Origin of the sequence: Bacillus sp. FSL P2-0099 (genome assembly GCF_038007445.1) — a bacterium.
GTDB lineage: Bacteria > Bacillota > Bacilli > Bacillales > Bacillaceae_G > Bacillus_A > Bacillus_A mycoides.
Genome location: NZ_JBBOXE010000001.1, coordinates 4121359 through 4135677, shown reverse-complemented (window position 1 = coordinate 4135677; position 14319 = coordinate 4121359). Strand labels below are relative to the sequence as shown.

Here is a 14319-nt window from a genome sequence, read left to right as displayed (position 1 = left end):
ATAAGAATAAAAGAAATATTATCTAAAGAAATACTATGGATAAGTAAGAAAGAAAAGAGATAAGATTACGCCGCCGCACCTTGCCATTAGTGAGGCTGTTTGGCGTGCAGTAAATAGGGGGACTAATATGTGTACAGAATATGAAAATAAAATTAGCAGTTACGAAGTGGCTAGTTTTAAAACGATTAGTAAAGAAGAGTACCAGCAGTTATTGAATGATAAATACGAGGGTTTTATTACAGTTGAGGGGCGTCCTATTAATGTAATAGTAGCTGTACCGCATGAGTGCCGTATTTGTGGGAAAGGGTTTTATAATAGGGCGGTTAATATGCTAGGAAATGCGGAGGAACTTCACCACCAGTGTTTTTTAATGTTCAGTGGAGGAAGTAATAGTAATAGTGAAAGTGATAAGGTGCGTAAAAAAAGATTGGCAGAAATAGAGAAGGTGAAAAGTAAGTTACGTAAGGAAATGTCCCCTACTGGTTAACGGTGGGGGGGGTATTTCTATTCAAACAAAGTGTTTGTTTAGCCGAAGAAATATTTTCTTTCCCTAACTACTACACTTGACGATAATTTACGTTGTAGTGGCTGAAACAGGTGAAATAACACCGCTTGTAGGGATAATAAATTGTGGGTTTGAAAAATCTTTTTTGGGGTAAGTAATAGCCCTTCAGCCCCTGATACATATGTGTTTGTGGGCACTTTTTACCTTGTGGGAATTAGGGATAACCCACAAATATTATCCCTTGGACTTTTTTAAAGCGAGTTTAAGCCCGTTACTAAAATATTAGTGGGAAACCCCTTGTTGTTCTCGGTATTCTTTTAATCGTCTTTTGAATGTAGCAACACTACACTTTGCAAATTCAGCCCCTTCAGGTTGGGACATTTTCCCTTCTTCAACTTGCTGAATGGCACTTAATAAAGCACCTTCAATTTTATGTGTCTTAGATTTTCTACCAAACCTAACACCTTTTTCCCTAGCGTCCTTAATGCCTTCCTGAGTTCTTTCAAGTATCATAGAACGTTCAAATTCAGCAAATGCACCTAATACTTGAAACAATAGCTTTGTCATAGGGTTCTCCATCGTTTCAGCTGTAAACATTCCCATATTGATTACATGTACTGCTACACCCCTATTAGTTAATTCAGTAACGATTTTCTCTAATTGAGATAAAGAACGTGCTATGCGGTCAGCCTTAGTTACAACAAGCGTGTCACCAGCTTTAATTTCTTCTAACAGCTTGTTAAGTTCTTTTCGGTTAGCTTTAGCACCACTAATCTTTTCTTTATATATCTTCGTAGCACCAGCCTCTTTAAGTGCTTTGATTTGAATATCTAATTCCTGCTTATTTGTACTTGCACGTCCATATCCATAAATCATTATTTTTTGCCCCTTTTTATTGTTTTATTTGATACGACTTTTTGATACTTTGCGAATCCTATAATACAGGGGTTTCTTATCAGTGTCAACAAGTGTAGGTTTTTTGATACTTTTTTATTTAGCCTGTCGTGTAACAAGCGTCCCTTTTTAAACGCCCCATAAAGCCCTGTAAAGCGTTGTTAAAATAAAACTACTCCCCTTTTATATTACTCTACGTCATAAAGTCCGTTATACAGTCGTCTGTGAGGTATCATGTATGCCCTTGTGTAGTAGGTGTACGCACAGGTATATCATGTACACCACGCTTACCAACTGCACCACATGGCACAGCAGTAGTACTACATCTACCTAGTGCGAGGACACGGATACGGCAAAGTACCACATACAGTGCATAGCATAGGTGCATACGCAGTACCATACATGCACACATACACAGCACAACACTATCACATGTATTCATACTTAATAGTATCAATCTGACAGCATAAGAATGCGGCTTGACTCACTATCATAACTAACTATCACAATGCACCTTGTCATAATGGCACACATTCACGCATTCTTTTTTCCCTGAAGGGGTACATAGGGGGAAGGTAGAGGGTCTAGGGCTGGGTCTAGTACTTTAAACATTCCTACACCACTTTTCTAAACTCGGACTAGTGAATATTTAAGAAAATACGTATACTAAAAGTAACTACTTCTTTTAGCGAAGTTATGTTTCAATGCCGTTAAATCTAAAACAGTCCTATCGGCATAATAATATGTAAAGGCGTATGGCAGAACTGGAATGGCTGTACGTCTATTTTTATGCCATTTTAAGGGAAGGGTGGTTTACCAACACCTTAATTTGCCTTGCTTGTAAGTGCTTAAAAAATTTGCGATGGGGGCTGGGAAACCTCGGGTGTCATATGTCTTTGTAATGGCTTTGCTGTGCCGTTCTCAACTGTCTTCCTTTACATAAATGTGTAAGTCGCATAATGCATTTTAACAATATTAAGCAAGCTTTTACCAGCTTCCCTAAAGTTTGTACTATAATTCAGCAAGGAACCGCAAAACTCTACACGATAGGATAAGGGGTATCCATGAAATTACAATTTTCATTTTAGAAAAACCTTTTCAAAAAATTACACAACGGTTTTCATAACTTTTTGTAACAATAGGGACATCCTAAAAATGACCAAATTATTACCAGTGGTAGAGATGACTAATTACATATATGATGAAAGTACACTAACAATGTGATAATTAATTTTTTAACGTGTTTCCTGTAAGAGGGATGTTCTCTTACAGGGCACGTTTTTTTTCGTTTGTAGTAACATTGGAGAACCTAACTCATGATAAAAATTAATAGACTTACACGCTGTAAACCTAGAAACGGAAAAAGGAAAGTTCTTTGTTACATTCGAAAATGGTGAAGAATTTATGTTCTCAAATAGTAACATTCAATTATTCCCACGCCGTGCAGTACTACGTGTAGCAATGCTGTTACAGGATAGTTAATTGCAAGGGAAGTACGTACACAGCTACTAAATATTCAAAATAATAAACTGGGGAATATTGTATAATAAATTTGTAACTACAATGAAAGGGTGGGAGATATATTATGACTACTAAGGATTATATGGTTAACAAACAAGGGGCGAAAATTTATAGTGATGTTAACAAGCATGAAATTCTATCAATACCAAAAATTAAGAATGATAGAGAACAAGGTGCTATTTATGAGATATTGTCTGTCGGTATGTTAGGAATGAACACACCTATTGTTACGGTAAAAGAGAAAGGACAAGCGGTAGCGTATAGACTTCCTCAACAATATGTAGAATGGGCTACTAGTTCACTTATGATGGCGAAAGAATTAAATGTTTCAATGTTTCCTGAAAAAGTGGAGTTTGGTTGCATTGAAAAAGAAAACTATTATTATGCAGAAATTCTTTAAAAAGAGGATTAAATAATATGGTAAGAAATTTAACTATGAGGGAAGTATTTAACATAGGTATAGTTAACCTCTTAGAAAATGAAGAATTAATGTATAGGGCAGATAATGAATATGAAATAAAGATATTTAAAGGTGCTGCTATTGGTGTAAGAATGTTTTTATGTAGCAAGAATATGATATTCAAATTGGTATAGAAGCCGTCAAAAAAGGTAAAGTACCATTAGACCTTATGAAAGAAGTCAAAAATTTAACTGCAAAAGGTTTACACTAAGAAATGAAAGGCGACTGTTAATTGCAGTTGATTTTTTATTTATTGTGAGTAAACATTGAATAGCTGTTTTTTGAAATAGATTTAATATACTTTATTCCTCATTGTTAAACTTTAATAGACTTTAATTCACTGACCTTGCTGTATAAGTGAAATATGCAATTTGCTTTATTTGTATTTAATTTTAAAGTACATACTTTATTAGGCTTTATTTATGAAGTGCAGTTATGTAGTGGAAATAAAGTGATTTAAAGAAAATTAAGTTTAGATAAAGTTAATTAAATTGAAATATAGAATATGGAACAATAAAAAAGCCATACAAGTAGTATGACTTTTCACTATGAAACCATTATGCTTGCGGTGCTGGTGGTCGTCCGTGGTCATATACAGGTGCACCAGTGTTACCATCAGCTACACCCCAAGGTTGCCCGTGTGTGTAAGATGGAGACCAACCTTCTCCATGTGTATATTCAGGAGAACCACCAGTATGACCGTGACTATACGCTAAGTCAGGTCTTTGTGGTGCAGGTGTGTCACCCTCAGCCATTGCTAAGAAACCAAATGCCGTAACCGATAATAGTAGTACTGCTTTAAGTTTATTCATTACACTAACGCCCCTTTTTCTTCATACTTTTTTCGTGCTTCGTTACTCATGTAAAAATACTTACTTGCTTTCTTCTCGTTCTCTTCCTTATAAAACATAGTTGCTAATATTTCCGTGTATTCTTGTACGCAACGTGTTAAATTTTCTGCTTCGAAGTAGGAAATTCCTTCTAAAACAGTACTTTCCAACGTTAGAGAATCAGAACCAGTATTCATTTCCTTCAGGATATTAAAGCGATGCACGTATTCCTTATTTTCTATCTTAGTACAAGCCGCAAGACCTTTTTTAATTAGTGTATTAGCCTTGTTGCGTTCACCTAACTTATAATGTTCTCTAGCCTGTAAGAACATAGCTTTATAATGGTTTGGAAGGTGTTCAGTAACTGCTGATAAATGACGAATAGCTAAATCAGAAAGATTTTGATTTGCGTATAACCAGCCTAAATTATTTCTAATACGTAACAGTAGTTCCGTGCTATCAATCTTTTTAACAGTATCAATAGCTTTAGTTAAGTATTCTTCTGCCTGTTCAAACTGTCTTATCTGAATGCATGTTAATCCTTGTACGTTTTCGCATAAAGCAATGTTAATGTCAGAGGAGTTAGTTTTGCTGAAAAAGTCTTTTGCTTTACTAGCATATAACATAGACGGTAGGGGTTTGTAATTTTGGTAATAGAAAGATGCCAGCCTATAATTAAATTCTGCTTTCTCTAATTCATCAGGCAAATACATTAACAGTTTTTCTGCCTTCTCAAAGTGTTCTTTAGCTTCATTATAGTCAGCAAGAGTTGTGCTGTGAATTGCTTTGAAGAAGTGATAGTAATAGGATAGAAAGCTGTTATCAGGTATATCAAAGGAGTTAATTTCATTAAAGCTATCTTTTGTAATATTAAGTCCATCTGTCAGCACTTTATATCTAAAGTTTAATAATGAATAGTATAATAATAAATTCTTGTCTTCTTTTATACTGGAAAGCTTATCTTCAACTTCTTGTTTTAAGTTTGTTGCTTGTATATTTTGATGTTGTAGTATAGCTTGATACCAGTCATTAAGTGATTTTGTAATTTGTTCATTCCCCTTCACTGGAACATGCATATAATCCCTTCCTTTTCTGAATAGTCTTACATTAAATGATAACAAGAATAGAATATAATGGAAATTGAATTTCGATATTTCTCAACATTTATTTAAAAATTTTATTTTAAAAGGAAAAATTCATTAATTCATTGTGTTTAGTAAATTCGAATATTTGGCACAGAAAAACAAGCCCACATGGTATAATTTTGTGTGGAATATTAAGGGAAGGAAGGGCTATATGGTTCAAATAAAAGTAACACCAGAACGGCTAGAACAGTCAGCAAAGCTTGTTCTTGAAACTAAAAATAGGTTAGAACAGATACATAAAGATTTATATAACCAAACGGAATACGTAGCTTCAATGTGGAATGGTGCAACGAGTCAAAGGTTTTATCAGATGTTTAATGAAACAAAACCGCAAATGTTTAATGTGTTTCGGCAATTTGATAAGATTGCAGAAGAACTAATGCACGCTGCTGAAAAGTTTCGTAATGCTGATGAACTTTATGGCGGTAATTTAGTTGATGGGAATTTATCAGATGAAAAGGTAGAAGAAGGGGCAATGTGCGGCAAACCCTCTGAAAAATCTATGCTTAGAAAGATTTGGGATGGTATATACGTGGGTTCTGGGCAAGTTATTGGGGGGATTGTAGAAGGATTTGATTCACTAGACGATACAGTAACGAAAGAAAACATTAAGTATGCTATAGGTCACCCTATAGAGACAACCTTTACTGCTTGGAATGCTGTTTCGGATTCATTTATGAATGATTTTTGGCATGGTGATGCGGAAAGTCGTACAAAATGGGGAACGAGTGTTTTTATGGGGCTTGGATTGGGATGGCTTGGGGATAAAGGAATAAGTAAAGTAGGGAAAGTAACTACACTCGCAAAAGGTGCGAATCTAACAAAATTCTCAGAAGGTATCTCGTCTGTTTCGAATCAATTACCATTGAAAGACCGTTTTGCATTTGCAGGTACTAGTGGCTTTGGTAGCAATCAGATAAAAACTTTTGAAGCTTTACAAGAAGCCCGTGATACATTTATGTTTTCCGAAACTGGTGGAAGAAGTAGAGTTAAAGGTGTACAAGAAGTAATAAAAGATTATGCGGATAAAGTTCTTGATAGAGTAGATGTAAAAAATGATTATCCCGATTCGTATACAGCATCTAAAGTATTACGTGAAGAACTTAAGGATGCAGGGATTGAACCACCCCCATATTCTAATGCAGCACATCATCTAACACCTTGGAATGATAAAAGGGCTATTGAAGCACAAGAATTATTAAAAGAATTTGGAATACACCATGATTCTGCTGCTAATGGAGTATTTTTACCGTATAAAGTAAATGAATATGTGACTACTGAAGTGTTACATATAGGTAACCATAGTACGGATTATATGAAAGAGGTAACTAAGGTACTAAAAGAAGTTAAAGAATATGGTGGTACTCAAGTAGACGCTGTTGCAGCTTTACATGACATAAGAACACGTTTATTAGATGGCAGCTTAAAATTAAATAGCCCGAAATAATTTATGAATAGATTAAATATAAAGGAGAAGGAAAATGAAAATTTGGGAATTGAAGAGTTCATCTGATAACTATGAGTCTTTCCAACTATTAAATTATAAAAAGGATAAGAAATATTTTGAAGGAAAATTCAACTCCACTACAATTTTACTAGATTCATGGGGAGAAATATTTATTGAATGTCTAGAAGAAGGAAATCATAGTGATTTTCCTCATTTTTGGGGAGAAACTGGTGCACCAATGGTTAGCGAACAAGCGAAAAAATTATTAGAACCTTTAATAGGTGCTAATGTTGAGTTTCTTCCACTTATTAATAATACAACAGGTGAAGTATATTATGTAGTTCATGTTTTAAATGTATTAGATGCAATTGATAGTGATAAAGCAATTTTTAAAAAACTAATTACAGGTTTAATAATAGGGTGTGAAAAATTTGCATTTACTCCTAATGTTATTCAAAATGAAATGATTTTTAAAGTATATGTAAATAAAAGGATTCATCCTACTGCTGTTTTTGTATCTGAAGAATTTAAAAATACAGTGTTAGAAAGTGATTTAAAAGGTTTTGAATTTGTAGAGGTATGGGATTCAGAAGCAAACATGTAAAAGACAGTCCTGAAAGAAAGAGGTTTTTATATGTGGAAAAATCTGATTTTAGAAATTGACGATATATTGAAAAGTGTTAACTTTAATCTGAACACACCTGCAACAGATACTGAAGTTCATAGATTAAGAGAACACGTGAAAGAGAAATTTAATGTTGATTTACCGATTGAATTTGAGGAGTTTCTTAAAAACGTAAACGGTTTAGATTTTGGTGGACTAGTTATTTATGGAGTTGACCCTTCTTTACTAGAAACAGAAAGAAACGAACCGATTTGTGGATTTATAGACACGAATGAGATTTGGTATGAAAATGAATTTCAAAAAGAGTATCTTTTCTTTGGAGATTCAAGTATTGCGTGGTTTTGTAAAAACTTATCTGACGGTACTTACTTAGAACTTGATAAACCATCTGGTACAGTGATGAAATCATATAATGATTTCAATACAATGCTTGAAGAAGCATTGAAAACAGCCCTTCTTTAATACGGAGGTAGCAAAAGTTATGTTTGATTTTTTGAAAAAGTATGTTGTAGCTAATGAAAGTGTAAAATCCGACCAAACACCTTTTTTTTACCCTTTACCAAAAGAAGAGATAGCAGAAGCAGAAGATTTGTTGAAAATGCAGTTCCCAAAAGAATTGAAAAATTTTTATAAAGAAATTGGTTATGGTTTTATAGAGGCATCAAGTAAGTTCTTTTTTAACAGATTTATGGACCCCTTTTCAGTTGCAGATTTCCGTTTAAGGCAAGATATTTATGAATATAACCCAAACCTAGATGATGTAGATGATGAAGAATCATTGGTGTTTTTTGAAGTAACAGAACTTAGTTTTTTAACAATTAAATTTAAGCAGGAAAATGAATTAGGTCAATGTCCAATTTACTCTGAGGACGTAAAAATAGCGGATTCTTTAGAGGAGTTTTTAATTAAAATGGATGAAAATCCTGACTACTATATTTAATAGATATCAAGTCTATTTTTGTAGAGTGGTGCATTATTGGTTCATCCTTTTAAGAGTTGTTTTCTAGTTTATGTGATTGCGAAGACGAATAATAATTAATTATGAATAACAAAAGTAAGACTTATGTGAATTACGCATAAGTCTTTTTAATATATAATTAGCCTACAGTTAAGAGAACGTTTATTGAATGGTGAATTAAAATTAAATAAACCGAAGAAAGAGTAATCTTATTTATACTAGAAAAATAGCAAAGGAGAGTAAAAATGAAAATTTGGCAATTAAAAAGTTTAACCAATGATTATCAAACTTTTCAATTATTTGATTATGAAGAGGACAAGAAATATTTTAAAAACGATTTTAATTCTACGGTAAGTTTATTAGATTCATGGACAGCTAAATTTATTGAGATTGTAGATGAAGGATATCAAAGTGATTGTCCTATTTTTTGGGGGAAATCGGGTTTACAAATAATTAGTGAGAAAGCTAAGTCAGTATTAGAATCTTTAGTAGGAAATAATGTTGAATTTTTACCACTAATTCACAAAGAAGCAAACGAAAAATACTATGCTATTCACGTTTTATGTGTATTAGATGCACTTGATATTAATAATACAATATTTGAAAAATTAAGTTCAGGTTTAATAATAGGCTGTGAAAAATTTGCATTTACTTCTAATGTTATTCAAAATGAAATGATTTTTAAAGTATATGTAAATAAGAGGATTCATCCTACTGCTGTTTTCGTATCAGATGAATTTAGAAATGCAGTGTTAGAAAGTGATTTAAAAGGTTTTGAATTTGTAGAGGTATGGGATTCAGAAACGGACATGTAAAAAAAGTCCTAAAATAACTGACAGGAGTTAGTAATATGGACGCAAAGGTTTCAGAAATTCTAAGAATGTTAGACAATTATGAGGGAAATGAAAAAGAAATTTTTGAAATGATTCAAGCTGAAGTAATGGTGAAATATAAACAATGTGAAAAAATGATTAAGAATCGTCAATCATCTATACATTGATTTATATTTTGAGATAAAGTCGTACCAGATAGTTGATGAAATGAATAATAGTACACGAATGTCATTTAATTTTATTGACGTTTGCCCCTGTGGTTATGTATCATATTCTTATACACATGAGTAACGTAATGTTACCAATGAATTAGGAAAAACTAAACCAATAAAGGGCGTGAAATTTAGCGTATTTATTGGACGAAAAGAAAATGTTAGAAACGTCTACATATCAACGTTCAAAGCTTTTGGTTATACTGTATCCATGTCAAAAGCAAAACCTACGAATTCTGAGTTCATCGCAATGGTTGCGGATAAGCTAAGACTTGAACATAAGGCTAGCTGAGAGGAAAAGTAGTAAGGGATTTAAGTTTTAATAGAGCTTAATAATTCTTGAAATTTATACTCGATATCAATTTTAAAACCAATAAACTTTTATTTAATGACCAATGAATTTTAGAATTCGTTGGTCTTTTTATTTTGTTGAGAAAAAGAGGGAGAAGTGATATCGATTTTATCAAAATTATTTGGGTAGATAAAAAGGGTTGTTTGATATTATGGAAAATAAAACCTGTTTTTAGTAATATTACATATAAGTGAGTTTTTTAAGGTAATTAAATAGGTATACAGAGGGAGAAGGAAAATGAAAAACAAAATATTAACTTGGCTAGGAATAGTAGCAGCTATGGGAGTTCTTGCTGTTGCAGTTACATTTGGAATGTTAGAGCTTGCCGATAATCCAGTAGATAAAGAAGTGAGTGCTCAAATAGATAAAAAAGAAGACCCAACGATAGTAGGTAGAGAGGTAGATGGAGTCTTTGTTGATGTGTATGTTACTGAAAATTCTACTGAAAGCGAAGTCATTACAGCGATGTATCACATGACTCATCAAAAAGTAGTGGCAGAACGAAAATCGGGATCCATCCCAATGATTCAAAATAACGCTGAAAAATTAAAAAAAATCATAAATAAGAGTAGTTTTGCGAAGAAAAATGAGCTTGTAGCAATTGCTGATAGATGGGTGAAAAAAGATTTTAGTAAAATTGTAGAAGATCACAATTTTTTCTCGGATGCTCAAGAGGGGAATGTTTGTAAAGCCACTAGAGTGATGGATGCGGTAGAAGAGCAACATTATATTTTAACTACATTCGGGGAGGAAAAAGCGAAAGAACTATACGAATCAGGGGATACTCCGCACATTCAATAAAAAATAATATGAAGGGCTTCTAGTTATTTTATTACCTTGCTTTAAGGGGGCAATGGTGACTTGTGAATAAATATTCTGCTTTCTTTATGACTTGTAACAAAAAAGAAGATATATAATGCATTATTAAATGATGAAGTAAAGGCTAAATCGCATCGTAGTACATCTGTTAAAGGATTTTAGCGGGGAAGTCATCCATGATATAATAGATGATAATAAAAAGCCCTGCAAAACAGGACTATATTATTCTTCGTCTTTATTTTGTTTTTCTAATTCAACTAACTTTTGGATTAAAATATGCTGTGGCATATGCATAAGTTGTTCAAGTGGAACACCTAACGCTTTTGATAGGCGGACTGCAGTGTCTGGAGAAATTTGTAATGGTCTCATAGAAGTACCTCCTTTTTCGTATAGTATAGCATAAGATTGGGGGAGTGAGGATGACTCTTATATTTGCACATCGTGGTGCGGCGGGAACGTATCCGGAAAATACAATGATTTCATTTGAAGCGGCGGAGGCTTTCGGGGCAGATGGAATTGAACTCGATGTTCAATTCACGAAAGATGGAAAAGTTGTCGTTATTCATGATGAAACGGTGGATCGGACAACAAATGGAAAAGGTGCGGTTCGAAATTATTTATATGAGGATTTATGTAAGTTGGATGCGAGTTATAAATTCGGTGACAAAGTAGGTTTTTGCAAAATACCTCTTCTAGAAGAGGTGTTAGAATGGCTCGCAAAAACGAAATTGCTACTCAATATTGAACTGAAAAATAATAAAATCCCATACAGAGGTTTAGAAGAAGTGGTTATAACACTTGTACGTAAGTTTAGTCTAGAGGATCGGATTGTGTTTTCTTCCTTTAATCACTACAGTATGAAGCGATGTCATATGATGGCTCCTGATATTCAAACAGCTATTTTGTATCGTGAAGGTTTGCATAGCCCGTGGGCATATGCAAAAAAGATGGGTGCTACTGCAGTACATCCGAATTATCGTTATCTTCAAGATGCTATCGCTGAATTAACGATGGGAAGTGGTGTGGAGGTTCGTCCTTACACGATAAATGAAGAAACGCTTATGCGTAAATATTTTGATATGAATATATCAGCGATTATTACTGATTATCCTGAAACAGCAAGAACTTTATTACCGATAAAAAAATGAGACCTAATATAATGGTCTCATTTTTTATTTATGATATGTGAAAACTTTGTTTTATCTTCTGAAGCGTGCTTGTACTTTATTTCTCTTACGATCTCTGTGTAAGACGAAGCCGCCGAAGATATAAAACCCGAGTGCGAAGCAAAGAGCGCCGATTAAAAATTGTAACCATAATATAGGGATTGGGGAGAACAAAATCCCAAATACAGTATCTCTCATTAGTTTAATACCAAGCACGGCTAATGAAATGGGGATGAGTGCTAATAATAGAGCGAGGTAACGCTGCATACATAACGCTCCTTTTCAGATTATTTTGTGTATTTTAATGATGTTATATGGAATGGGGGTTTGTCAAGAGGTTGCTGAACGAGTAAGATAAGAATGTGAAAAATTTTGCAGAGATACTTCGAGAGGAAGTGTAATGTATGAAACAAAATGTGTTAATTGTTGGAGCAGGTGAAGGTGGGAGTACACTGCTGAGTCTGTTGCAAAATTCGAATATATTTCAAATTATAGGAGTTATTGATAGTAATCCAATTGCGAAAGGATTACAAATCGCAAAGGAATATGGGGTTCCGATTGGTGATAGTGTAACTCCGTTTCTTTCTATGCATATTGATGTAATGTTTGATATGACAGGTGATTATGATTTACATAAAGTTTTATTGGGAAGCAAGCATAAAGACACCCTTCTTATACCAGGGGATATTGCAAAAATTGTTACGAGACTAGCGCATGAGAAGGAAAGCTTAATTGGAAAGCTAGAAGAACAGACGCAACAAGGGAATTTAATTTTAAATTCAACGCATGACGGTATGATTGTTATAGACCAAGAGGGACAAGTTCGTCTGTTTAATAAAAGCGCAGAGCGTATTACTGGATATAAAAAAGAGGAAGCAATAGGGAAATATATTTTAGAAGTTATTCCAACGAGTAAGTTGCTTCGTATTATACGCACGAAAAAAATAGAAGTGAATCATGAACTGACGTTAGAGAATGAAAAAAAGATTATTACAACGCGTATTCCGATATTAAAAGAAGGTGGGGAGGTTCAAGGGGCATTTGCGATTTTTAAAGACATTACAGAAGTTGTAGATTTAGCGGAAGAAGTTACAGACTTAAAAGAAATTCAAACGCTACTTGAGGCGATTATTAACTCATCTGAGGAAGCAATTTCGGTTGTTGATGAGAAAGGAAGAGGACTAGTTATAAACCCTGCTTATACGAAGTTAACGGGTTTGACTGAAGAAGAAATTATTGGGAAGCCGGCGACAACTGATATTGTGGAAGGTGAAAGTATGCATATGAAAGTACTTCGGACGCGCCGAGCGGTACGAGGAATACATATGAAGATTGGGCAAAAAAAGCGAGATGTAATTGTAAACGTAGCACCGGTTATTGTCGATGGAATATTGAAAGGGAGCGTCGGGGTAATTCGCGATGTATCAGAAATTCAAAAGTTAACAAATGAATTGAATAGGGCAAGACAAATTATTCGAACGTTAGAAGCAAAATATTCATTTGATGATATTGTTGGTGATTCAGATGAAACGACGGCAGCTATTGAACAAGCAAAACTTGGAGCGAATACACCGGCAACAGTATTGCTTAGAGGGGAATCTGGTACGGGGAAAGAGTTATTTGCACACGCTATTCATAACAGTAGTAATCGAAAATACAATAAGTTTGTACGAGTAAACTGTGCTGCTATTTCTGAGACCTTATTAGAAAGTGAATTATTCGGTTATGAGGAAGGCGCGTTTTCTGGAGCGAAAAGAGGCGGGAAACGAGGATTCTTTGAAGAAGCGAATAATGGAAGTGTTTTTTTAGATGAAATCGGAGAGTTATCTGCAAATACGCAAGCGAAGCTCCTTCGTGTGCTACAAGAAAAAGAAATTGTGAAAGTAGGGGGAACGAAAGCGATACCTATTAATGTCCGGGTAATTGCAGCAACACATGTGAATTTAGAAAAGGGTATTCTAGAAGGAGAGTTCAGAGAGGACTTATATTATCGTTTAAATAAAATCCCGATTCAAATTCCTTCCCTTCGTCAGCGTAAAGGAGATATACCAGCGATTGCAGAAAGGTTAATTCAAAAAATTAATCAAGATTATGGTCGTAATGTAGAAGGACTCACCGATTCAGCCGTTTCGTATTTACAATCATATGAATGGCCAGGGAATGTTAGGGAACTTGAAAATATTTTAGGACGAGCTATTATCTTTATGAATTATAACGAAATATATATTGATGTACATCATTTACCGCCTTTACATAAAGAAGAACAAGTAGAGACGAAACAAAATAATTTATTACCTGAATTAGAAGAGAAGGCCCTTGAACACCTAGTGACAGAATTTGAGGGGAATATTATCCGTGAATATTTAGAGAAATTTGATGGGAACAAAACGAAGACTGCAAAAGCGTTAGGAATTTCAGTTCGAAACTTATATTACAAGCTAGAAAAGTATGACTGTGCAAAAAATAGCACGCAATAAATTGCGTACCGTGCAATTTATTGCGTGGTATACAAAAAGCGACAAAACGAGACAGAATATTTCGTTGTTTTCCAA

Annotated in this window: 18 protein-coding genes and 1 pseudogene; 13 read left to right on the top strand and 6 right to left on the bottom strand. The window is 34.1% G+C overall.

Annotation, left to right across the window (positions count from 1 at the left end):
• The first annotated feature begins 127 nt into the window (after positions 1-127).
• A complete protein-coding gene (locus MKY90_RS21300; RefSeq protein ID WP_341092493.1) occupies positions 128-487 on the top strand; it encodes a hypothetical protein in 360 nt (119 codons plus the stop codon).
• A gap of 300 nt (positions 488-787) precedes the next feature.
• On the opposite strand, the gene MKY90_RS21295 is transcribed toward MKY90_RS21300, so the two are convergent.
• Together MKY90_RS21295 and MKY90_RS21290 are read right to left on the bottom strand one after the other, a co-directional pair.
• A complete protein-coding gene (locus tag MKY90_RS21295; protein ID WP_341092492.1) occupies positions 788-1381 on the bottom strand; it encodes a recombinase family protein in 594 nt (197 codons plus the stop codon).
• Positions 1382-1631: 250 nt separating this feature from the next.
• Positions 1632-1799, bottom strand: a complete 168-nt coding sequence (locus tag MKY90_RS21290; protein WP_341092489.1) for a hypothetical protein — start codon at positions 1797-1799, stop codon at positions 1632-1634.
• A 1185-nt stretch (positions 1800-2984) separates the two neighbouring features.
• Between MKY90_RS21290 and MKY90_RS21285 the strand changes: the two genes are divergently transcribed.
• Positions 2985-3320 (top strand): hypothetical protein, encoded by a 336-nt coding sequence (locus MKY90_RS21285; protein WP_341092487.1) that lies wholly within the window; start codon positions 2985-2987, stop codon positions 3318-3320.
• A 17-nt stretch (positions 3321-3337) separates the two neighbouring features.
• On the top strand, positions 3338-3514 hold the full coding sequence (locus tag MKY90_RS21280) for a hypothetical protein (protein WP_341092485.1): 177 nt from the start codon (positions 3338-3340) through the stop codon (positions 3512-3514).
• 423 nt (positions 3515-3937) lie between these two features.
• Here MKY90_RS21280 and MKY90_RS21275 read toward each other — a convergent pair whose 3' ends face one another.
• The gene (locus tag MKY90_RS21275) at positions 3938-4192 is read right to left on the bottom strand and encodes a hypothetical protein (protein ID WP_341092484.1); all 255 of its coding nucleotides are present in this window, start codon (positions 4190-4192) and stop codon (positions 3938-3940) included.
• Positions 4192-5286, bottom strand: a complete 1095-nt coding sequence (locus MKY90_RS21270) for a response regulator aspartate phosphatase (protein WP_341092482.1) — start codon at positions 5284-5286, stop codon at positions 4192-4194. Before MKY90_RS21270 ends, MKY90_RS21275 begins: the two co-directional genes overlap by 1 nt.
• Before the next feature lie 220 nt (positions 5287-5506).
• On the opposite strand from MKY90_RS21270, the gene MKY90_RS21265 reads away from it, so the two are divergent.
• The 8 genes and pseudogenes from MKY90_RS21265 to MKY90_RS21230 all read left to right on the top strand — a co-directional run bounded on the left by MKY90_RS21265 (position 5507) and on the right by MKY90_RS21230 (position 10583).
• Positions 5507-6802: a WXG100 family type VII secretion target gene (locus MKY90_RS21265; protein WP_097810843.1), complete on the top strand. Its 1296-nt coding sequence runs from the start codon at positions 5507-5509 to the stop codon at positions 6800-6802.
• 34 nt (positions 6803-6836) lie between these two features.
• Positions 6837-7406 carry an imm11 family protein gene (locus MKY90_RS21260; protein ID WP_000707095.1) on the top strand — a complete coding sequence of 190 codons (570 nt, stop codon included), beginning with the start codon at positions 6837-6839 and terminating at the stop codon, positions 7404-7406.
• Positions 7407-7436: 30 nt separating this feature from the next.
• The gene (locus MKY90_RS21255; RefSeq protein ID WP_000265781.1) at positions 7437-7889 is read left to right on the top strand and encodes a YrhA family protein; all 453 of its coding nucleotides are present in this window, start codon (positions 7437-7439) and stop codon (positions 7887-7889) included.
• Between the two features lie 19 nt (positions 7890-7908).
• Positions 7909-8367 (top strand): SMI1/KNR4 family protein, encoded by a 459-nt coding sequence (locus MKY90_RS21250; RefSeq protein ID WP_000459259.1) that lies wholly within the window; start codon positions 7909-7911, stop codon positions 8365-8367.
• A 263-nt stretch (positions 8368-8630) separates the two neighbouring features.
• A complete protein-coding gene (locus MKY90_RS21245; RefSeq protein ID WP_000708204.1) occupies positions 8631-9200 on the top strand; it encodes an imm11 family protein in 570 nt (189 codons plus the stop codon).
• Between the two features lie 35 nt (positions 9201-9235).
• Positions 9236-9385 carry a hypothetical protein gene (locus MKY90_RS21240; protein WP_000339152.1) on the top strand — a complete coding sequence of 50 codons (150 nt, stop codon included), beginning with the start codon at positions 9236-9238 and terminating at the stop codon, positions 9383-9385.
• A 238-nt stretch (positions 9386-9623) separates the two neighbouring features.
• Positions 9624-9722: pseudogene (locus MKY90_RS21235) on the top strand (sporulation initiation factor Spo0A C-terminal domain-containing protein); the annotation flags it as partial.
• 297 nt (positions 9723-10019) lie between these two features.
• A complete protein-coding gene (locus tag MKY90_RS21230) occupies positions 10020-10583 on the top strand; it encodes a PRK06770 family protein (RefSeq protein WP_215599354.1) in 564 nt (187 codons plus the stop codon).
• 240 nt (positions 10584-10823) lie between these two features.
• Here MKY90_RS21230 and MKY90_RS21225 read toward each other — a convergent pair whose 3' ends face one another.
• Complete coding sequence (locus tag MKY90_RS21225; RefSeq protein WP_001247671.1) at positions 10824-10970, bottom strand: YycC family protein; 147 nt, start codon at positions 10968-10970, stop codon at positions 10824-10826.
• Between the two features lie 50 nt (positions 10971-11020).
• Between MKY90_RS21225 and MKY90_RS21220 the strand changes: the two genes are divergently transcribed.
• The gene (locus tag MKY90_RS21220) at positions 11021-11749 is read left to right on the top strand and encodes a glycerophosphodiester phosphodiesterase (RefSeq protein WP_078184420.1); all 729 of its coding nucleotides are present in this window, start codon (positions 11021-11023) and stop codon (positions 11747-11749) included.
• Positions 11750-11800: 51 nt separating this feature from the next.
• On the opposite strand, the gene MKY90_RS21215 is transcribed toward MKY90_RS21220, so the two are convergent.
• Positions 11801-12034 (bottom strand): DUF2627 domain-containing protein, encoded by a 234-nt coding sequence (locus MKY90_RS21215; protein ID WP_001190193.1) that lies wholly within the window; start codon positions 12032-12034, stop codon positions 11801-11803.
• Between the two features lie 137 nt (positions 12035-12171).
• Between MKY90_RS21215 and MKY90_RS21210 the strand changes: the two genes are divergently transcribed.
• Positions 12172-14244 carry a sigma 54-interacting transcriptional regulator gene (locus tag MKY90_RS21210; protein WP_002167695.1) on the top strand — a complete coding sequence of 691 codons (2073 nt, stop codon included), beginning with the start codon at positions 12172-12174 and terminating at the stop codon, positions 14242-14244.
• The last annotated feature ends 75 nt before the right edge of the window (positions 14245-14319 follow it).